Genomic DNA, 20466 nt, shown 5'->3' on the forward strand with positions numbered 1-20466 from the left:
CCGAGGTTCAACGCGGGGCGACGGTCACCCGTTCCCTGCTCTGCTCCAGGTCGGGGCCGCAGGTACGGGCCGGTGCGGCCGAGGCAGTGCCGCCGGCCTCGCCCGCGGGCACTGCTGCCGCCGGCGGGGCGTCCTCGATCCGTGAGCCGTTGATGAGCGTCACGTTGTCGTACGCGGGGCGGCCCTCGATGACGTTGCGGAACTGGTAGCGGGTCAGCGACGCCAGCCGGCAGTCGGTCCCGAAGGTCGCGATGTCGAAGGCCGACGGCTGACCGGTGAGCTCGCCGACGTCCTTGCTGCTGCCACCCTTCGCGGTGCCGGTCTGGTCGCCAGCGATGAAGTGGCTGAACGGGCCGCCGCCGGTGAAGGTGCCGACCCCGATCCGGGTCCCCTGGAGCTGGCTGGCGTGCATGTGTCCGTTGACCCGGATCCCTGCCAGGGCCACGTCTTCGGCAGCGGCCGGCTCGTGGCTGACGACGAGGTCGGGCACCGGCTCGTCGGCCATCGCCGCGTTGTAGCGGTCGGCGGCCGGCTTCTGCTTGGCGGCGTTGTTGGTGTTGTCGTCGCCGAACCACCGGGGGTCGTTGAACCCCGCGATGCGCAGGCCGTGGATGCTCTCGACCACGTAGGTCTCGTCGTCCGGCTCGAGCAGGACGACGTTGCGGACGGCCGCGAGGCGGTCGAGCAGCTCGCGGTCGACGTCGGACCGGCCGTCGTGGTTGCCCTTGACGAAGAGGTACGGCACCCCCAGCGAGGCGATGCCCTTGAACAGGTCGGCGGCGTCGGCCTCGGTGGCGCTGCCGAAGTTGACCAGGTCACCCGAGTCGATGACGGCGTCGATCCGTTCCTGCTCGACGATCGTCTTCATCAGGGAGTACTGGTTGGCCCCGTGGATGTCCGAGACGAGGAGCAGCCGAGCGGCCACGGGTCGGTCGAGAGCCTGCGGGGCGTACTTGTCCTGGAGCGCCGCCGACAGGGCCAGCAGGTTCTTGAGGTACGGCGTCACCTGCTCCGCGCGGGTCTCGACCCCCTCGAGCAGGTCGGCGTTGCGCTGCACCGTGCCGAGGATGCCGGTGGTGGTGAAACTGTCCAGTCGCTCCGGCTGGTAGGTCAGCCCGATGACTCCGAAGGTGGCCACGCACGAGGCGACCCACACGGAGGCGACCACCGCAGCCCACCGTGGCTGCGGTCGCCGCCGCCGCCACGCGGCATACCCACCGAGGCAGAGGACGGCGACCAGGAGCGCACCCGCCGCAAACCGCCAGGCGAGGGCGATGACACCCCCGCGGGCGGCGCGCTCGAGCTCCAGGGGCCCCGGCTGGAGGGACTGGACGGAGATGTTGGGGCGGGCGAGGAGGTCGGTGATCCGCTCCTTGACGCGGACCTGGGCCACGACGCCCGGTGCCGGCACGGGACCGGCGAAATCGAGCTTGATGTCGCCGAAGATCGTGGGGCTCTGGATCTTGGAGACGTCTCCGGGGTTGAGGGAGAGCCGCAGTTCTGCGCCGTAGTTCAGCGTGTCGGCAGAGCTGGGGAAGAGCGTGGTCGCGGCCACGCCGCCGCTGTTGCAGGCGACGAAGAGCAACGCCAACGCGGCGCTCCGCAGCAGCCACGGGGACACACGCCTCCAGCGACGTGGGCTCTCGGGGGGCGTGCTCACCGGTCCACCGTAACCGGCTCCCGTCGGCGCCTCCTACGCTGGCGGGTATGCCGCGACGCCTGGGGACGCTGGAAGGCCGCACCTTCGCGGCGGTGCTGTTCGACATGGACGGGACGCTGATCGACTCGATCCCGACGGTCATCCGGTCGTGGCTGAGGTGGGCGCAGGAGGAAGGCGTCGACCCCCACGACCTGGCCGGGTTCCACGGGGTGCCGGCGCGCGGTGTCATCTCGGCCCTGCTGCCCCCCGGCCGGGTGGACTCCGCCTTCGAGCGGATCGAGGCCATCGAGGTCGCCGACACCGAGGGCATCACCGTCCTGCCCGGCACCCTCGACGCGCTCGCCGTGCTGACCGGCGAGGTGGACCTGTGCGCCATCGCGACGTCGTGCACCCGACCCCTCGCGGACGCCCGCCTGGCGGTCACCGCACTGCCCGCCCCGAGGGTGGTCGTCACGGCGAGCGACGTGAGGCAGGGCAAGCCGCACCCCGAACCCTTCCTCCTCGCCGCCGCGCGGCTCGGGGTCGACCCCACGGACTGCCTCGTGGTCGAGGACGCGCCGGGTGGTCTCGAGGCTGCCCGGGCGGCCGGGTGCGCGACCCTCGCCGTCACGACGACGACGGTCGCCGCCGACCTGCTCGCCGACGCGGTGGTGGACACCCTCGCGGACGTGCGGTTCTCGGTGGTGGAGGGTCGCGTTTGCGTGGCGCCGGTGGTTACCGGCCCGTAGGTTGGGCGCATGGACGCTGACGTCATCGTGGTCGGAGCCGGCCTGGCCGGGCTCGTCGCCGCAGCCGAGCTCGCTGACGCGGGACGACGGGTGGTGGTCGTCGACCAGGAGAGCGCCGCCAACCTCGGGGGGCAGGCGCACTGGTCGTTCGGCGGGCTGTTCCTCGTCGACAGCCCCGAGCAGCGGCGGATGGGGATCAAGGACCACGTCGACCTCGCGTGGCAGGACTGGCAGGGCTCGGCCGGGTTCGACCGGCTCGACGACCAGGACCGGTGGGGCGCCCAATGGGCCCGCGCCTATGTCGACTTCGCCGCAGGCGAGAAGCGGGCGTGGCTGCACGACCAGGGGATGCGGTTCTTCCCCGTCGTCGGCTGGGCCGAGCGGGGTGACGGGTCGGCGTCCGGCCACGGCAACTCGGTGCCGCGGTTCCACATCGTCTGGGGCACCGGCCCCGGTGTGTTGGCGCCGTTCCTGCGCCGGGTGCAGGAGCACGTGACGGCAGGACTCGTGGAGCTGCGCCACCGCCACCAGGTCGACGAGCTGGTCACCAGCGACGGCGCCGTCACCGGTGTGCGCGGGACGCTCCTGGCCGACGACTCCGCGGCGAGGGGCCGGCCGACCAGCCGGGAGGCGGTGGGCGAGTTCGAGCTGTCCGCCCAGGCCGTCGTCGTCACCAGCGGCGGCATCGGCGCCAACCACGACCTGGTCCGCGCCAACTGGCCCGAGCGCCTCGGCACGGCTCCCGAGCACATGCTGACCGGGGTGCCGGCCCACGTCGACGGCCGGATGCTCGCGATCACCGAGGCCGCGGGCGGCCGCCTGGTCAACCGCGACCGGATGTGGCACTACGTCGAGGGCATCGAGAACTGGGACCCGATCTGGCCGTCCCACGCCATCCGCATCCTCCCCGGACCGAGCTCGCTGTGGTTCGACGGCAACGGCGACCGGCTTCCGCCGCCGCTGTTCCCGGGGTTCGACACCCTCGGCACGCTGGCCCACCTGCGCCGGACCGGGCACGACCACAGCTGGTTCGTGCTGACGAAGAAGATCATCGGCAAGGAGTTCGCGCTCTCCGGGTCGGAGCAGAACCCCGACCTCACCGGCAAGTCGGTCAAGGACGTGCTGGGTCGCGCGCGGGCCGACATGCCGGGCCCGGTGCGCGCGTTCCTCGACAAGGGCGCCGACTTCGTCTCGGCCGACACCCTGCGTGAGCTGGTCGACAAGATGAACGCCCTCACGCCCGACGCCCCCCTGGACTTCGCCCACGTCGAGCGGCAGGTCGTCGAGCGCGACCGCCAGCTGGACAACGACTTCAGCAAGGACGCGCAGGTCACGGCGGTCCGCGGTGCGCGGAACTACCGGGGAGACAAGCTGATCCGCACCGCCTCTCCGCACCGCATCCTCGACCCCAAGGCCGGACCCCTCATCGCGGTCCGCCTCAACATCCTCACCCGCAAGACCCTCGGCGGGCTCGAGACCGACCTCTTGGCGCGCGTCCAGTCCGCGTCGGGTCAGCCGGTGCCCGGCCTGTATGCCGCGGGCGAGGTCGCCGGGTTCGGCGGCGGCGGGATGCACGGCTACCGCGCGCTCGAGGGCACCTTCCTCGGTGGCTGCATCTTCTCCGGTCGGACCGCCGGGCGGGCCGCCGCGGCCGCAACCGCCTGACGACGGCCTCCCCCCACCCCGAGTGGGCGGGGCGCGTCGGTGTCAGGGGAGGCGGTCGCGGACGATCGTGTCCAGCACCCCGAGCGGCACGCTGCCCCCGTCGAGCACGGCGTCGTGGAAGGCCTTGATGTCGAAGGCCTCGCCCTGGCGCTCCTGGGCCTCCCGGCGGATGCGCAGGATCTCGAGCCGACCGACCATGTAGCCGCACGCCTGACCGGGCAGCACGGCATACCGGTTGACCTCGCTGGTGACGTTGGCCGTCGACATCGGTGAGTTGGCCACCATGTAGTCGATCGCCTGCTGGCGGCTCCAGCCGAGTGCGTGCAGGCCGGTGTCGACGACGAGCCGACACGCGCGCACGGAGTCCATGGTCAGCATGCCGAGCCGGGTCAGCGGCGTGGAGTAGAGCCCCATCTCGTCGGCCAGCCGCTCGGTGTAGAGCCCCCAGCCCTCGGCGTAGGCGTTGAAGATCGTGTGACGTCGCAGGGTGGGCAGGTCGGTGAGCTCGGCCGCGATCGCGAGCTGGAGGTGGTGGCCCGGGATGCCCTCGTGGTAGCTGAGCGCCTCGATCTCGACGCGCCCCCAGGCGGCCGGGTCGGAGGTGTTGACGTAGAAGACACCGCCTCGGGTGCCGTCGTCCGAGGGCGGGTAGTAGAAGCCGAGCGCGCCTTGCGTGGTGGTCTTGATGGCGCAGTCGGCCGCGGGCAGCCGGTTGAACCAGGCCGGCATCGCCGCGCGGGCCCGGGCGAACGCGGTCTCGCACTCGGCCAGGATCTCGGCGGCGTCGTGGTGGCGCAGCGCGGGATCGGTGCGCAGCCGCTCGTAGACCGCGGGCACGTCGGACGTGCCGAGCACCTCCCCGCCCAGGGTCGCGTACTCCTCCTCGAGCGAGGCGATCTGGCGCAGGCCGAGGTCGTGGATCTCCTGGGCGGTCAGCGTCGTCGTGGTGTTGGAGGCCAGGGCGCGGGCGTAGGTCTGCTCGCCGTCGGGGAGCCAGACCAGGCCGCACTTCTCGTCGGGTCGGGTGTGCGGTGCCACTTCGTCGACCATGACGTCGCGGTACTCCTGCAGGCCCGGTCGGACCTCGTGCTCGATGGCCTCGGTCAGCCGGGCCCGCCACTCATCGGCATCGACGTCGGCGGGCAGGTCGGCGGTCTGGAGCAGCGGGTCCTCCGACAGCGGCCGCGCCAGCCAGGCGTCGAGCTGCGGGACCGTGTCGGCGACGGCGAAGGCGGCCGGCGTGCGCCCCGAGGCGACGCCTTCGCGGTGCCGCTCGGCGGAGTCGCGCAGGTACTGGCCGATGCCGCGGAACTTGTGCAGCATCGCCTCGGCGACCTCGGCGGTGGGGATGGCGAGGTTGGCGATGGTGAGCGGGAGGTCGACCTGCGGACCGAACACCGGGTTGACCGCGAACTCGGCGGTGCGGCACTCCGCCTCGTCGGCGGCGCTGGTGGCCTGGAAGGCCACGACGTCGCGGGTGGCGCGGTCCTGCAGGCTCAGCCCGTCGTCCGGGATCGCGGCAGCCCGGGCGGCGAACTCGCGTGAGGCGGTGATGAGGTCGTCCTCAGCGGCCCGGCTCGCGTCGTCGAACCGGTCGGCGAACCGGTAGTCGCCCACCATGTGCGCCCAGCTCGGGCTGGTCCGCATCCAGTGGTCGTGGTAGTCGTCAGCCAGCTGTCGCACGTCGTCCGTCATGTCCCCGAACGTACCTGCCACGTCGGACGGTCGCCCGGAATTTGCCGACCGGGACACCCGGGTTGCGGTGGAGTGGGTCGCACCCTGCAGACTCGTCGGGTGAGCAGCGACGCGGGGGGTGACACGAGCGTGGGCGACGCTGCGGTCGAGCGTGCCCCGCTGCGGGACGACGCCGACTTCCGGCGCTACTGGGTGGCGCGGATGGCCAGCCTGTTCGGGTCGCTGGTCACGGCCGTCGCCATGCCCGTGCTGGTCTACCGGCTCAGCGGCTCGACCACGCTCACGGCCCTCACCACGACCCTCGAGGCGCTGCCCTACCTGCTCTTCGGCCTGTTCTCGGGGGCGGTCGGCGACCGGTTCGACCGCAAGCGGGTGATGGTGCTGGCCGACCTCGCCAACGTGGTCGTGGTCGGGTCGGTCCCCGTTGCGTGGTGGTTGGGCGGCCTCACCGTGCCGCACGTGCTGGTCGCTGGGTTCTTCGCCCAGTCGCTGTTCACCTTCTTCGACGGCGCCAACTTCGGCGCCCTCCCCGTGCTGGTCGGCCGCGACCGGGTGGGGGAGGCCAACTCCGCGGTGTGGGGCGCGGGCGGGATCCTCGACCTGACCGTGCCCGCCGGGGTGGGGCTCGCGCTCGCCGTGGTGCACCCGGCCGACCTGCTGGCCGTCGACGCGCTCACCTTCCTGGTGTCGGCGTTGGTGGTCCGATCGATCGGGCGCGCCATGTCCGTGGCCCGCGAGCGTTCGGCCGCAAGGGGTTTCGCCTCGGTGCGCGCGGACATCCGCGAAGGGGTGCGGTTCCTCTGGCGCCACCACGGGGTGCGGTCCAACTCGCTGATCGGTGCGCTCCAGTCGGTCGCCGGGGCCGGTTTCATGGCGCTCGCGGTGCCGTGGTGCGACCGGGTGCTGCGGATCGGCACCTCGGGCTGGCGGTTCGGGCTCGTCTTCAGCGCGTGGGGTGTCGGCGGGATCCTCGCGGCCTGGCTGACCCCCCGGCTGCTGCGTCGCGTCACCGCCGCGCGGCTGACCCTCAGCTGGATCCCGGTCTCTGCGGCCTTCGGGCTGCTCGTCGCGGTGTCGACCCACTGGCTGCTGGCCGTGGTCTTCATGATCGGCTGGGGCGTCGCCTACCAGCTCGTCATCATCAACTCGCTGAACTACCGGCAGCAGGTCACCCCAGAGCACCTGCTGAGCCGGGTCAACACCGCCGGCCGGATGCTCTCGTGGGGACTCGGCTGGACCATCGGCGCCCTCGTCGCCGGCGCGCTCGCCGACCAGGTGGGGGTGCGGCCCGCCATGCTCACGGTCGTGGGCGTGGGACTTGCCGCCGCGGCATACGCCTGGCTCTCCCCGTTGCGGCAGATCGCGCTGGCCGACGCGGCCGAGCGCGCGGCAGCTCCGGCCTGACGACTGGCTGGCCGCCCGGCCCGCCGGGCCAGTCGCCGCGGTGCCTGAGCAGCTCGGGCCCCCGGTCGCGGAGCTCGTCGATCGTCGTGACGCCGAGCAGCGCCATGGAGGCGTTCGCGAGGATGCTGCGCGCGCTGGCCAACGGGCACGGGCCGTCCGACAACGCGCCCGCCTACCTGGCCGTCAGCGTGCGCAACCTGGCGGCCCGGCACGGCCGGCGCCTCGGCCACCGCCACGCCCCGGCGACCGCCGACGACCGCACGCTGCACACCGTCCCGGACCCCGGTCAGGGAGTGGACCACGCAGTCCTGACCGAGGAGGCCCGCCGCGACCTGCTCGACGCCCTCGGCGCCCTGCACCCGAGCTGGCGTGAGGTCCCCCTGCTCACCCACGTCGAGGAGCTCAGCGTCGCGGAGGCCGCAGCTCGGCTCGGGATCACGCCGGGGGCCGTCTCCGCGCTGTCGTACCGCGGCCGCCGGGCGCTGCGCCGCGCCTACCTGGACCGCACCCCTGCCTGACCGGGCCGGCGACACGAGCTGCCGGCTCGGTCCTTCGGCACCGAGCTAGAGGTACTGCCCGGTCGGCCCGCTGTCACCGGTGTCGGGCCGCAGCCCCTGCGGCGCCGCCATGCCCGGGCCTTCCTCGGGAGCATGGCCCGGGGGCAGCGCGCGCCGGATCTGCTGGAGCTGCTGCTGGGCGGCCATCTGCTGGGCGAAGAGCGCCGTCTGGATGCCGTGGAAGAGGCCTTCCAGCCAGCCGACCAGCTGGGCCTGCGCGATGCGCAGCTCGGCGTCGGTGGGCGCCACGTCCTCGTTGAAGGGCAGGGCGATCCGCTCCAGCTCGTCGATCAGCTCGGGCGCCAGGCCGTCCTCGAGCTCCTTGATCGACCGGCGGTGGATCTCGGCCAGCCGCACCCGCCCGGCCTCGTCGAGCGGCGCGTTGCGCACCTCCTCGAGCAGCTGCTTGATCATGGAGCCGATCCGCATCACCTTGGCCGGCTGCTCGACGAGGTCGGCGGGGTTCGTGGGGCCGTCCTCGCTGTCCTGGTGCGGCGCGACGCCCATGCCGTCCTGGGTCACGACGACGACTCGTTGCTGCCCGTCACCCTCGCCACCCGGCTGGGCGCCGCCGTCGCTCTGCTGGTCGTGTGGCTGCTGGCTCATGGTTCCTATCCTGCCCCACGACCGCCGGTGGCCCACCACGGGCGCCGGCCCCCCGACCGGGGCCCGCGGTGGGCCGGTCTAGTCGGCTCGTCGCGTCATCGCGGGCGCCCGTCGGATCGCTACGGCCGACAGCAGGGCCGCGACGAGGGGCACCCCGACCAGGAGGAGTGACAGCGGCAGCCACGGGATGATGGTGATCGGATGCGGCGTCAGCTCGCGGCCGGTCTCCTGGTCGTAGGAGAACCCGGTCAGCGGGTAGGTCACGGCGATGCCCGGGGCCAGGCCCACGGCGATGCCCACGAGCACGCCGATGAACGCGACGGTCGCCGCCTGCGCCGCCGCGAGCCGGCGCCGTGTGCCCTTGGTCGCGCCGACTGCGGCCAGCGTGCCCATGTCGCCCTGTTGCTCGGCCAGCGCCAGGGCGGTCGAGATGAGGGTGACGATCAGCAGGAGCAGGCCGAACGCCGCGAACATGACCCGCATGATCACCACGTCGTCGCGCTGGAAGCCTCGTTCGACGTAGAGGCCGCCCTCCTCGCTCAGCTGGTCGCTCAGCGCGTTCTCGTCGGCCTGGCTGATGGCGCCGTCGGGGTTGCGCAGCAGGAGGCTGTAGTTGCCGACCGCCCAGCCGAGTCGCTGAGCCGTCTGGGGGGTGACCGCCGCGCCGTACTGGCCGGGGCCGAGTGGGAGCTTGCCGAGCACGGCGGGCAGGGACTCCTTCCGCACACCCGAGACGGACTTGACCGTGCCGTCGGTCTGCCTGGTCGTCGCGGCGCCCGAGGCCATCGTGACCTTGCCGCTCGCGACGAGGCTGGGGTCGCGCACCATGATCCCGCCAGCGCCGACCACGGCGGCGTCGGCGGCGGACAGCCCGGCCATGCGGGTGATGTCGGCTGCGGGCAGGACGGCGATCGAGGTCTGGCCGTTCGTGCCGACGACGGTGCAGACCGGGCGGCCGTCCGAGCCGAACTGTGAGTCGTTGACCGCCCGCTCGACGGTGCAGCCGGGCTTGACCGCAGTGACGAACGGCACCGGGTCGGCCGAGCCCTCGGGGTACTTCACCGTCACCGAGGCGAGCCGGCTGGTCACCAGGTCGGGCGTCACCGACCGCACCAGCTCCTCGGTCGGCTCCACGGCCGACGCTCCCGGGTCCTCGGATCCCTCGTAGCTGGGGTAGGCGGCGCCCTCGCCGGCCGGCAGCTGCGGGCGGTACTCGCGGCGTTGCTGCTCGGTGTCGCTCACCAGCCCGATGCTGAAGATCGTGAGAGCGATGGTGCCGGCCATGATGGCGGCCACCGTGGGCACCGAGCGCGTGCGGTGGCGCGCTGAGTCGCGGGTGGCCATCCGCGCCGCGACGGGCAGGCGGGAGGCGAGTATGCCCGCCAGCACGAGGATGAGGGGCACGAGCATCAGGGCGCCGAGGGTCAGCGCGACCGCGAGCCCGGCGATGGCGAGCTCGCGCTGGTGGGTCGCCACCGCACCGACCAGGCCGACGCCGCCGCCGACGGCCAGGACCGCACCGACGACCGGCAGGACGCGGTTGACGCGGGGCGAGACGCTCTGCCCCTTCATCACGCCGATGATGTCGAGGCGACGCAGGCGCAGGGCAGGGATGAGCGCCGCCACGAGCGCGCTGACGACGGCCATGACGATGACTGCCGCCACGGCCCACCAAGGGATCTCGAAGAAGCGGAAGGTGGTCCACGGTCGCTTCGCGACGAGGACCCACACCGCGACGCGCACAGCCAGCACCGCCAGGGCGGCCGACACCACGGCGGCGAGGGCGCCGAGCAGCAAGGCCTGGGCCAGCACCTTGCGGCGCAGCTGACGGGTCTCGGCCCCGTTGCTTGCGGCCAGGGCCAGGGTGCGTCGCTGCCGCGAGGCACTCACCGCGAAGGCAGGAGCGACCAGCAGGGTGGTGACGAGCAGCAGCATCACCCCACCGACGGCCACCGCGGTCTGCAGGTCGCGGTTCTGGGAGCTTCGCATCTGCTGCATGGTCCGGGGCAGCTCGGAGGCCGCAGGCGGGTGACGCAGCGCCTCGGCACTGGTCACTCGCAGTCCGTAGGCGTTCCACTGCTTGACCTCGGAGTAGGGCACCCCGGTGTCACGCACCAGGAGGTAGCGCCAGTCGAGGGTGGCCCCCTGGTCGAGGGGCCGCGACGAGACCGCATCGGGCTGGCCACCCCAGCTGCTGAAGAAGTTGGCCACGCCCACGACGGTGACCTCGACCGGGCGACCGCTGTAGCGCAGGGTGACGGTCCCGTGGTCGGCCAGTCCCCGGCTGACGCCGAAGGGGGTCGCGACGATCTCGCGGTCACCGCTGGGCCAGCGCCCTGACACGAGCTCGGCCTTGCTGCCGAGGTCCGTGGCCGCTGCGTCGACCGTCGCCACGAGCAGCCCTCGGCTCCGCCTGGCGTCGAGGACGCGACGCATGTAGAGGTCTCCGACCGGGACGACCTTGCCACCGGTGAGGCGTTGCAGCGCAGCGACGTTCGCCGCCGAGCCCGGGCTGGCGGCGCGGTCGTAGCCGGGCAGCGCGGTGGCCGCCGGCGGCATGTTGCTGCCGTCGGTGGCCCAGCCCTCGTCCGGGTCGGCGGTCTGCCAGACGGCCTGCTCCTCGGGTCCCTGGATCATCGCCTGGGCGCTGCCGAGGGCGGTCGGGATCCGCTCGACGCTGGTCACTGACGACGTCGTCGCGAAGACCAGGGTGGCGACCAGGACGGCCACGGGAAGGGCGACCATGACGAGGACCAGGATGCTGCGGCCCTTGTAGCGCCACGCATCTCGTGTGGCCATCCGCAGGGCGACCCGCCACGAGGCGCGCCACCGGGACAGCCGCGAGCTCTTGACCTCGCCGCGCTCGGGGTCGTCGGACAGGCCGGCCGGGGCCGTGGGCTCCATGAGGGTGGTCATGGCGCTGCTCAGGCGGTCGGCTCGAGGAGCGCCTCGGCCGTCTCGACCGAGCCGGTGCTGTCGACCACCACGCCGTCGCGCAGGAAGACCACCCGGTCGGCCCACGCCGCGTGGCGGGCCTCGTGGGTGACGAGCAGCCCCGCCGCTCCTGCGTCGCAGCGCTCGCGCAGGACGCGGAGCACTCCCTCGCCGGTGTGCGAGTCGAGGGCGCCGGTCGGCTCGTCGGCCAGCACGAGGCGGCGGTCGCCGACCAGCGCTCTCGCGATGGCGACGCGCTGCTGCTGCCCACCCGACATCTTGTCGGGGTAGCGGTCGGCGAGCTCCTGCACCCCGACCATCGTCAGCGCGTCGATCGCGCGACGCCTGGCCCGGCTGACCCGCTGACCGTCGAGCTCGAGCGGCAGGGCGACGTTCTCGACAGCGGTCAGGGAAGGGATGAGGTTGAAGTCCTGGAAGACGAACCCGACGCGGCGCCGCCGGAGGCGGGCGAGGGCGTCGCCCTTGAGCGTGCCGATGCTCTGGCCCTCGATGAGCACCTGTCCGCTGGTGGCGGCGTCGAGGCCACCGGCGAGGTTGAGCAGGGTCGACTTGCCTGAACCGCTCGGGCCCATGACCGCCACGAGCTCACCGGCTCGGACCTCGAGGCTGACCCCCGCCAGGGCGCGGACCGCGGTGCCGTCGGTGCCGTGCACCCGGGTGACGTTGTCGAGCCGGAGGATGACCTCGCGGTCGCTCGTGGGTGTGGTGTCGGCGCTGCTCATCGTCGTGTCCCCTTGGTGGTCGTGCTGTGGTCGCCTGCGATGGCCCCCATCGCAGGGTCGGTCGTGGTCGCGCTGCTGGCCGGTCGGGTCGGTCGCGGGCGGTTCGCCTCGCGCACCAGCCGGGCCTCGACGTGGTCGAGCCAGCGGACCTCGGCCTCGCCGGCGTAGATCAGGTTCTCCAGAACCAGCAGCCAGGCCAGGTCGACCTGTCCGTCGCCCTCCTCGGCCGCCTCGTGGTGGGTGGTCGCCCGCTGCTTGAGGCGGGTCAGGTCCTGCAGGTGGCGCAGCGTGGCGGTGCGCTGGGTCTGGACGACGCGGTGCACGTCGACCCCCGTGACCGTGACCGCCAGGGCGAGCTTGATCACCAGCTCGTCGCGCGGGGTCGACTCTCGGGTGACGGGGGAGACCCACCACCGGGCCACCTCGGCCCGCCCGGTGCGGGTCAGCCGGTAGGAGATCCGCCCCTCGGAGTCCTCGCCGATCGCCTCGACGAGCCCGTCACGCTCGAGGCGGGCGAGCGTCGTGTAGACCTGCCCGACGTTCAGGGGCCAGGTCCCCCCGGTCCTGGCCTCGAACTCGGAACGCAGCCGCGCGCCATACATCGGCTCGGTCGCCAGCAGGGCCAACAGCCCCTGTTTGACCGACATGCGGTGCCCCGATCCCCTTGTGGTGTCCCCTACATACCCAGTATTGCCACTGGTAAGGAGATGTATACCGAGTATTGCCGGGCGGCGTCAAGCATCGTGGGCAGGCGACCGAGCAGTGTCCGGTCCGGGCCGGTCAGCGGGCGAGCAGGACGGCCGCGAGGGCGAGCGCGCCGGGCAGGGCCTGCACCAGGAGGATCCGGCGGCTGGCCGTGGCCGCGCCGTAGATCCCGGCGACGATGACGCAGAGCAGGAAGAACACCTGGAACCCGAACCGCAGGTGCTCCGGCCCGACCAGGCCCCAGACGAGCCCGGCCGCGAGGAACCCGTTGTACAGCCCCTGGTTGCCGGCCAGCGTCTTGGTCTGCTGGGCGAACTCGGGAGTCAGCCCGAACGCCGCCTGCCCGCGCGGGGTGGTCCACAGGGCCATCTCCAGCACCACGATGTAGACGTGGACGAGGGCGACCAGGGCGACGAGCACGGTGGCGACGGCGTTCATGGCTTCAGGGTGGCAGACCCGACGGAGCCGGGGTCACGACTCGCTCAGGTCAGGTCGTGAGCAGGATCTTGCCGACGTGTCCGCTGTCCTCGAGCTCGCGGTGGGCCTTGTCCGCGTCGGCGAGCGGGTAGCGGCCGTGGACGACCGGCACGACCCGGCCGGCCTCGATGAGCGGCCACACGTGCTCCCGGACCGCCGCCACGATGGCCGCCTTCTCGTCGGCCGGCCGGGCCCGCAGGGACGTGGCGATGACGGCGACCCGCTTGCGCAGCATGAGGCCGAGGTCGAGCTCGGCCTTCGCGCCACCCTGGAGCCCGATGACGACCAGCCGACCGTTGACGGCGAGGGCCTCGACGTTGCGGGCGAGGTACTTCGCGCCCATGTTGTCGAGGATGACGTCGACTCCCGCCCCGCCGGTCGCCGCCCGCACCTCCGCCACGAAGTCCTGCTCGCGGTAGTTGACGAGGATCTCGGCGCCCAGGGCGCGGCACGCCTCGAGCTTCGCGGACGAGCCGGCCGTGACCGCGACCCGGGCGCCGACCTCGCGGGCCAGCTGGATGGCCATCGTGCCGATGCCCGACGAGCCACCGTGGACGAGGAACGTCTGGCCGGGCAACAGGTTCGCGGTCATGAACACGTTGGACCACACCGTGCTGACGACCTCGGGCAGCGCGGCGGCGTCCTGGAGGGACACCCCCGCCGGCACCGGCAGGAGCTGTTCGGCCGGCACGCACACGAGCTCGGCGTAGCCGCCCCCCGAGAGGAGGGCGCAGACCGGGTCGCCGACGGACCAGCCGTCCACCCCGTCGCCGAGGGCGTCCACCGTGCCGCTGACCTCCAGCCCCGGGTAGTCGGGGGCGCCCGGCGGCGGTGGGTAGAAGCCCATCCGCTGCATGACGTCGGCGCGGTTCACCCCGGCGGCCGCGACGCGGACCCGCACCTCACCGGGTGCGGGCTGGGGGTCGGGGACATCGGCCAGGACGAGCGCGGACGCGTCGCCGGGCTCCGGGATGGTGATCGCCTTCACGGGTCGAGCCTATGGCGGGCGCGCTCGAGGTCCGCGGCGGTGTCGACGTCGAGGGCGGCCTGGTCCCCCACCGGCACCGCGAGGGTGCGCAACGGGTCGAGCAGCCGCATCAGCGGGGTGCCGGCTGCGGGCTGCGGCACCGCGCCGCGCAGCGCCGAGGTGCGGTATGCCGCCAGCAGTGGTTGGAGTCGCCCGTCGCCGTCGCGACCGATCACCGCGTCGACGTCGGGGGAGCGCTCGAGGGTCGCCACGAGCGTGGGGGCCGGCGACGCGGCATACGGCATGTCGCCACCGAGCAGGACGAGGACGGGACCGTCGAGCAGCAGGAGGGCGGCCGCGACGGCGGCCACCGGGCCGCCACCCGGTGGGTCCTCGCGGCACCACCTGACGTCCCGGTGCGTGGGCCGTGCCTCGCCGACGCAGATGACCGGCCAGCCGGGCGGCAGGCCGTCGAGCAGGTGGTCGAGGAGCGAGCGGCCGGCGAGGTCGGCCCGGGTCTTGTCGGTGCCGAACCGGCGGCTCGCGCCCCCGCAGAGCACCACTGCGGTCGCCGGCGCAGGTGCGGTGTCGTCCGAGGTCATCGGCCCATTGTGGGGGTTCGAAGCGGCGGTCGTGGGTGTCCGGGCCGGGGGCTTCGGGGGTTCCGGTCGGTGGCTGTCAGGTCTAGGTTGACGAGATTCGACGATCTCGGAGGAGAAGTGATGACGCTCGAAAGAAGGACGTTTCTGAAGGGGAGCGCGGCAGTGGCAGGCGGGGTGGCGATGGCCGGCCCGTTCGCCGGACTGGTGGCAGGACCTGCATCGGCGATCGGTGCAGCGCCCTTCCGTGGCCTGCGCGCGACGCCCGACCTGCGTGACGGCAAGGTGCGGCTGCACCTGCCCGAGGGCTTCAGCTATCGCTCGTTCCACGACACGCAGTCCCCGGTCGTGCTGGACGACGGCACCGCCTTGCCCGGCCGGCACGACGGCATGGGCGCCTTCGAGGGCCCGCACGGCGCCACGACCTTGATCCGCAACCACGAGGTCTCCGGCACCGGCACGCCCTTCGGCCCCGTGGGGTCGTGGACCTACGACACGGGTGCCAAAGGAGGGTGCACCCACATCGACGTCACCGGTCAGGGCGAGGTCCTGGCCGCCTACACCGCCATCAACGGCACCGCGAACAACTGCTCGGGTGGCCAGATGCCGTGGGGTGCCTGGGTGACGTGCGAGGAGACGGTCAACGGACCCGACGTCGGGCCGGACTTCACCGGAGCCTCCAACGTGCCCTTCACCAAGCGGCACGGTTTCGTGTTCGAGGTGCCGGCCACCGGCCACTCCGCGGCGGTGCCGATCACCAGAGCCGGGCGGTTCGCCCACGAGGCGGTGTCGTTCGACCCGCACGAGGGGCGGCTCTACCTCACCGAGGACAACTTCGCCTTCCCGTCCGGGTTCTACCGCTACACGCCGGCGACCAACCCGATGGAGAGTGGGCACCTCGACAACGACGGACAGCTCCAGATGCTGGCCGTCAAAGGCCGGCCCAACGCCCACCTCGAAGGGCACCAGGAGAAGGGGGTGGTCTACGACGTCGAGTGGGTGGACATCGCCGACCCCGACCCGACCTTCCCCTACACACCGGGCCAGCCGGCGCCGACCCGCAACGACGACGCCCTCGTCCACGTCGGTGACCAGGGTCGGGCCCTGGGCGCAGCCGGCTTCTCGCGGCTCGAGGGCCAGATCTACGACAACGGGGTCGTCTACTTCACCTCGACGCAGGGCGGTGGCGACGCCGAGACCGGTCCGGAGCTCGTCGCCGGCTACGGCAACGGGTTCGGGCAGGTGTGGGCCTACGACACCCGGTCGGAGAAGCTCCGCCTCGTCTACCAGTCGCCGGGCAAGCAGACCTTCGACTTCCCCGACAACATCACGGTCAGCGACCGCGGCACGCTCGTCGTGTGTGAGGACAGCAACCAGGACAACTACATCCGCGGACTCAACAGGGGCGGCCAGCTCTGGGACATCGCGCTGAACCGGGCCGCCAACGCCAACGGCACGCCGCGGTTCGACGACGAGTTCGCCGGTTCGACCTTCAGCCCGGACAAGTCGACGTTGTTCGTCAACATCCAGGCCAGTGCCGGCCTGACCTTCGCCATCTGGGGTCCGTGGCACACGATCGGCGTCTGACCCGTGCCGCCGTCGGCTGGTCCGTCAGGGTCAGCCGGCGGCGGACGGTTTCCGCGGCGGGCAGGTGGACGTGGCGAGGTACTCGAAGTGCCACCACTCGTTGTCATAGGTGCGACAGATGCCGTATGCCGTGCCGTGGGCCTGCAGCCACGCCGCGACGGCCTGGGGGTGGACGTCGATGGCGTAGCCCTTCACGTGCGCCGACCTGACTGGGGAGAGGACCCACTTCGACGCCTCGGCCCGCGAGCCGTAGGTCGCGACGGCACGGTCGAAGAGGATCTGCTGCCACTGCTCGCTGCGCCAGGCCGACCGGATCTCGGGCACCAGCCCGACGGCCCGGGCGTCGGCGAAGGCGCGCTCGAAGGCCGCGGCGGCGGGTGCCTGCATGTTCGTCGTGCCGGGCACGGCTGCTGACAGGGCGAGGCTCGTGGTCGGAGCAGGGATGCGGTCGGTGACGACCGGCGGGAAACCCTTGCCGCCGCTGCGGTTCCCGTGGTCCACGCCGGAGCTGGTCGAGGCGACCTTCGGCTTCGCCTTCTTCGTCGAGGGCTGCACCGCCCGGGACGGGTCGCCGTGCGCCGCCCCGCTGCCGGCGGCCCGGGCGCCCGGGGAGGCGCGGTCGTCGTCGGCACCGTGCCGCGCGGCATACCCGGCGGTCGCGGCCGATGCGACCAGGAGCGCGGTCACGATGATGGTGCGGCGCAGGCGTTGCCGGCGCCGCCGCCCTGCCGACACGTGTGTCGTCGTGCCCATGACCTCACCCCCGTCGCCGCGGTCGACCCGATTCTGGCAGCCGGCGCGGTCGGATCGCGGGACCACGTCGGGTCGGGTCGCCACTTGTTGCGACGAGGTGGTCAGCAGAGCCCGGAAACCGGCCGTCGTGGGGACGAGGTGGCAACAGGTCGGGTCAGTGGACCCCACCGATGCGGGCCGACAGCGTGGCGGCCGCGCGCGAGACCGCGGCCACGAGCCTGGCGCGCTCGGTCTGGTCGACGCCCTCGCGGGGGAAGGTCAGGGCGACGCCGGCGACCGGGTGGCCGGTGTGGTCGAGGACGGCCTGGGCGACCGACGAGAGCCCCGCGCTGACGGAGTCGTCCTCGATGGCGTAGCCGCGGGTGCGCACCTCGGTGAGCTCGCGGCGCAGCTCGCTGACCGAGGTCGGCCCGTGCCCGTCACGCTGCACCAGGGTGTCACGGTGGGGGAAGAGGGCCCGCACCTGCGCCGCGGGCAGCCGGGCGAGCATGGCCAGCCCGCTGGCGGTCAGCGTCGCCGGCAGCCGGACCCCGACGTCGGTGACGAGCAGCGGTCGCCCGGGCGCCCGCTCCTCGATGACGTAGAGGACGTCGCGACCGTGCAGGACGGCGAGGTGGGCGTTGTGGGTGGTCTGGTCGACGAGCCGCCCGAGCAGGGGCCGGGCGATGCGCTGGAGGGGGGCCTGCCGCTGGTAGGCCGAGCCGAGCTCGAAGGCGGCGACGCCCAGCCCGTAGCGCCGCTCCTCCTCCAGGTGCGTGACGAACCCGGCATCACGAAGCACCGCCAGCAGGTGGTACGTCGTGGAGCGGGGCAGGCCGAGCTCGCGCGCGATCGACCCGGCGGGCAGCGGCTCGGTGTGCCTGGCCAGCAGGGTGAGGAGGGTCAGGGCGTGCTTCGCGGCGGGGGCGTTGGCCACGCCCACAGTGTCTCAGGTGCGAGACCGACCAGGGTGTGCCGCGGCCTTGCCCGCGGGACCACGCTGGCTCCTGCGGTGTCTTGGGGGCGTCGCGTCAGCCGCCCCAGCGGTAGCGGCGCTCAGGTCGGCCGGCGCTGCCGTATCGCAGGGACACCTCGGCCTGGCCGATGCTGCAGAAGTACTCGAGGTAGCGGCGCGCACTGACCCGGCTCACCCCCACCAGCTCCGCCGTCTCGGTCGCCGACAGGTTGCCCTGCGCCTCGCGCAGCGCCGTCTGGACCAGCTCGGCGGTCTGGGGGCTCATTCCCTTGGGCAGCGCGGCCTGGCTCGCCCCACCGCTGCGGGACAGCACCCGGTCGATGTCCTCCTGGCCACGCACCTGCGCCTCGGTGAGCGCGTCGCGCTGTGCGGCATACCGCTCGAGACGCTCGCGGAGGTCCTCGAAGCCGAACGGCTTGAGGACGTAGTCCACGACGCCCTGGCGCAGGGCGCCGCGCACCGCATCCGCCTCCTTGGCCGCGGTGATGACCATGACGTCGCACTCCCGCCCGGCGATGCGCAGGTCGGCCAGCACGTCGAGGCCGAAGCGGTCGGGGAGGTAGAGGTCCAGCAGCACCAGGTCCGGCTCGAGGATGGCGGCGGCCTGGACGGCCTCCGCGCCGGTGTGGCTGGTGCCGACCACCTCGAAACCGTCGACCCGCGAGACGAAGCCCGTGTGCACCCGCGCAACCATGAAGTCGTCGTCGACGACGAGGACCCGGATCACCGGACCGCCTCGCTCACCGGCGCGATGCCCAGGTGGGCGACGAAGCTCGCGCCGCCGCCCGGGGTGCTGGCGAGCCGGACCTCACCGCCCCTGCGCTGGCAGACCAGCCGGGTGAGCGCGAGGCCGATCCCGCGCTCCCCGGCGGTGGCGGCCTTGGTGGTGAACCCGTGGGCGAACACCTCCTGGGCGACCTCGGCGGGCACCCCCGGGCCGGAGTCCGAGACCGAGATCTCGACGCTCGCCGCGTCCTGACGGATCTCGACGCTGACCCACTCGCCGGGCGACCCGCTGCTCACGGCGTCGATGGCGTTGTCGACGAGGTTCCCGACCACGGTCGCCACGTCGGCAGAGTCCTCCGCCTCGAGGCGGTCCAGGGAGGTCTCGTCCGACACCCGGAGGTCGACGCGCCGCTCCGAGGCGAGTGACGCCTTGGCCATGAGCAGGGCGGCGACGGCGGGGTCGCGGATTCGACTGTTCACCAACAGGTCCAGCGACTGGCGACGCTCGGTCACGGCATCGACGTAGCGCACCACCTCGTCGTAGTCGCCCAGCTGGATCAGGCCGCTGATCGTGTGCAGCTGGTTGGCGAACTCGTGGGTCTGTGCCCGCAGCAGCTGGGTGGTGCTGCGGAACGACCCGAGCTCCCGCTCGAGGTTGGCCAGGGTGGTCCGGTCGCGCAAGGTGGTCACAGTGCCGAGGTGACGACCATCGCGGGTCACGCGCATCCGGTTCATCACCAGGATCCGCCCACGCCGGATGACCACGTCGTCGCGAGGGGCGTCTCCGTGGGCGTCCGGGGCGTCCGCTCCGGTGAGCACGTCCAGGAGACGTCCTTCGACCCGCAGGTCGCGCAGGCTCATGCCGGCCGCGTGCTGGGGCAGGTCGAGCAGGCGCCTCGCCACGTCGTTCACGAGGGTGATCCGGTCATGGGGGTCGAGGGCGATCACGCCCTCGGCGATCCCGTAGAGCAGGGCCTCGCGGTGCTCGGCCAGCCCGGTGATCTCGTGCGGCTCGAGGCCGAGGGTCTGGCGCTTGATGCGACGGGCGAGCAGCCAGGAGCCGGCCACCCCCAGTGCCAGCGCGATCCCGAGGTAGGTGAGCAGGTAGGAGGAGGCCCCGCGCAGCCGCTCCCACGCCGACGGGAAGTCCTCGGCGACCATCACCGTGCCGAGGTGCTCGCCCACGTGGTCGTCCACGATGCTCAGCACCGGCACCTGGCTCACCAGCTGTCGGTCGCCGTCCAGCGTGAGCGACCCCGACCAGCTGGCGCCGGCGCGGACGTCCGGGTCGCCCAGCGGCATCGGCTGGTCCTCCAGTGAGGGATCGGTGGAGACCCGGACGCGCTCGTTGGCGTCGGCGATCGTGACAGCGGTGATCCTCGACTGGGTGACGGTCTGCAGGGCCAGCGTCGCCAGCCCGGTGCGCTGGTCGGGCACGGCGAGGTTGTCGCGCACCAGCGGGTTGGCCGCGACCTGCTCCGCCAGCGCCGAGACCCGGCGCCCCTCGACGCGCCCGAAGGTCGCCTCGGACTGGGCCAACGACACCGCTCCGACCCCGACGAGGACCACCGCGATGATGCCGAGCTGGAGGAAGAGCAGCTGCCCTGCGAGGGTCCGCCGCCGCAGTCCACGCATGACCACTATGAACTCAACCTTCTCTGATGACACAAGGGAGACGAATCGCCCGCTGGGCGAGCACGATCAT

18 protein-coding genes are annotated in these 20466 nt (G+C 72.7%); 5 read left to right on the forward strand and 13 right to left on the reverse strand.

What is annotated here, in order from left to right:
• Positions 1-7: 7 nt before the first annotated feature.
• Positions 8-1660 carry a metallophosphoesterase family protein gene (locus ABD262_RS13865; RefSeq protein WP_344137187.1) on the reverse strand — a complete coding sequence of 551 codons (1653 nt, stop codon included), beginning with the start codon at positions 1658-1660 and terminating at the stop codon, positions 8-10.
• A 47-nt stretch (positions 1661-1707) separates the two neighbouring features.
• On the opposite strand from ABD262_RS13865, the gene ABD262_RS13870 reads away from it, so the two are divergent.
• Together ABD262_RS13870 and ABD262_RS13875 are read left to right on the forward strand one after the other, a co-directional pair.
• Positions 1708-2388 carry an HAD-IA family hydrolase gene (locus ABD262_RS13870; protein WP_344137189.1) on the forward strand — a complete coding sequence of 227 codons (681 nt, stop codon included), beginning with the start codon at positions 1708-1710 and terminating at the stop codon, positions 2386-2388.
• Between the two features lie 9 nt (positions 2389-2397).
• Entirely contained in the window at positions 2398-4053 is a 1656-nt protein-coding gene (locus ABD262_RS13875) for an FAD-binding dehydrogenase (RefSeq protein ID WP_344137191.1), read from the forward strand.
• A 42-nt stretch (positions 4054-4095) separates the two neighbouring features.
• On the opposite strand, the gene ABD262_RS13880 is transcribed toward ABD262_RS13875, so the two are convergent.
• Positions 4096-5748 carry a DUF885 domain-containing protein gene (locus tag ABD262_RS13880; RefSeq protein WP_344137193.1) on the reverse strand — a complete coding sequence of 551 codons (1653 nt, stop codon included), beginning with the start codon at positions 5746-5748 and terminating at the stop codon, positions 4096-4098.
• A 99-nt stretch (positions 5749-5847) separates the two neighbouring features.
• Between ABD262_RS13880 and ABD262_RS13885 the strand changes: the two genes are divergently transcribed.
• Complete coding sequence (locus tag ABD262_RS13885) at positions 5848-7152, forward strand: MFS transporter (RefSeq protein ID WP_344137196.1); 1305 nt, start codon at positions 5848-5850, stop codon at positions 7150-7152.
• Between the two features lie 86 nt (positions 7153-7238).
• On the forward strand, positions 7239-7670 hold the full coding sequence (locus ABD262_RS13890) for an RNA polymerase sigma factor (protein WP_344137199.1): 432 nt from the start codon (positions 7239-7241) through the stop codon (positions 7668-7670).
• Between the two features lie 45 nt (positions 7671-7715).
• Here ABD262_RS13890 and ABD262_RS13895 read toward each other — a convergent pair whose 3' ends face one another.
• The 7 genes from ABD262_RS13895 to mobA form a co-directional block, all read right to left on the reverse strand.
• On the reverse strand, positions 7716-8315 hold the full coding sequence (locus ABD262_RS13895; RefSeq protein WP_344137202.1) for a bacterial proteasome activator family protein: 600 nt from the start codon (positions 8313-8315) through the stop codon (positions 7716-7718).
• A 78-nt stretch (positions 8316-8393) separates the two neighbouring features.
• Complete coding sequence (locus ABD262_RS13900; protein ID WP_344137206.1) at positions 8394-11231, reverse strand: FtsX-like permease family protein; 2838 nt, start codon at positions 11229-11231, stop codon at positions 8394-8396.
• An 8-nt stretch (positions 11232-11239) separates the two neighbouring features.
• Entirely contained in the window at positions 11240-11992 is a 753-nt protein-coding gene (locus ABD262_RS13905) for an ABC transporter ATP-binding protein (protein WP_344137209.1), read from the reverse strand.
• Positions 11989-12639: a PadR family transcriptional regulator gene (locus tag ABD262_RS13910; RefSeq protein WP_344137212.1), complete on the reverse strand. Its 651-nt coding sequence runs from the start codon at positions 12637-12639 to the stop codon at positions 11989-11991. The genes ABD262_RS13905 and ABD262_RS13910 overlap by 4 nt, the downstream gene beginning before the upstream one ends.
• Before the next feature lie 133 nt (positions 12640-12772).
• The gene (locus tag ABD262_RS13915) at positions 12773-13135 is read right to left on the reverse strand and encodes a DUF1304 domain-containing protein (protein WP_344137217.1); all 363 of its coding nucleotides are present in this window, start codon (positions 13133-13135) and stop codon (positions 12773-12775) included.
• A gap of 49 nt (positions 13136-13184) precedes the next feature.
• Entirely contained in the window at positions 13185-14162 is a 978-nt protein-coding gene (locus ABD262_RS13920) for an NAD(P)H-quinone oxidoreductase (protein ID WP_344137220.1), read from the reverse strand.
• Entirely contained in the window at positions 14159-14743 is a 585-nt protein-coding gene (gene mobA / locus ABD262_RS13925) for a molybdenum cofactor guanylyltransferase (RefSeq protein ID WP_344137222.1), read from the reverse strand. The genes ABD262_RS13920 and mobA overlap by 4 nt, the downstream gene beginning before the upstream one ends.
• 120 nt (positions 14744-14863) lie before the next feature.
• On the opposite strand from mobA, the gene ABD262_RS13930 reads away from it, so the two are divergent.
• Positions 14864-16327, forward strand: a complete 1464-nt coding sequence (locus ABD262_RS13930) for a PhoX family protein (RefSeq protein WP_344137225.1) — start codon at positions 14864-14866, stop codon at positions 16325-16327.
• Positions 16328-16357: 30 nt separating this feature from the next.
• Here the strand turns inward: ABD262_RS13930 and ABD262_RS13935 are convergent, their stop codons facing one another.
• The 4 genes from ABD262_RS13935 to ABD262_RS13950 all read right to left on the reverse strand — a co-directional run bounded on the left by ABD262_RS13935 (position 16358) and on the right by ABD262_RS13950 (position 20396).
• Positions 16358-17080 carry a D-alanyl-D-alanine carboxypeptidase family protein gene (locus tag ABD262_RS13935; protein WP_344137228.1) on the reverse strand — a complete coding sequence of 241 codons (723 nt, stop codon included), beginning with the start codon at positions 17078-17080 and terminating at the stop codon, positions 16358-16360.
• Positions 17081-17234: 154 nt separating this feature from the next.
• Positions 17235-17996, reverse strand: a complete 762-nt coding sequence (locus ABD262_RS13940) for an IclR family transcriptional regulator (protein WP_344137232.1) — start codon at positions 17994-17996, stop codon at positions 17235-17237.
• A 94-nt stretch (positions 17997-18090) separates the two neighbouring features.
• Entirely contained in the window at positions 18091-18762 is a 672-nt protein-coding gene (locus ABD262_RS13945) for a response regulator (protein WP_344137235.1), read from the reverse strand.
• Entirely contained in the window at positions 18759-20396 is a 1638-nt protein-coding gene (locus tag ABD262_RS13950; protein ID WP_344137238.1) for a sensor histidine kinase, read from the reverse strand. The genes ABD262_RS13945 and ABD262_RS13950 overlap by 4 nt, the downstream gene beginning before the upstream one ends.
• Between the last annotated feature and the right edge of the window lie 70 nt (positions 20397-20466).

It is taken from the genome of Pedococcus bigeumensis, assembly GCF_039531795.1.
Lineage (GTDB): Bacteria > Actinomycetota > Actinomycetes > Actinomycetales > Dermatophilaceae > Pedococcus > Pedococcus bigeumensis.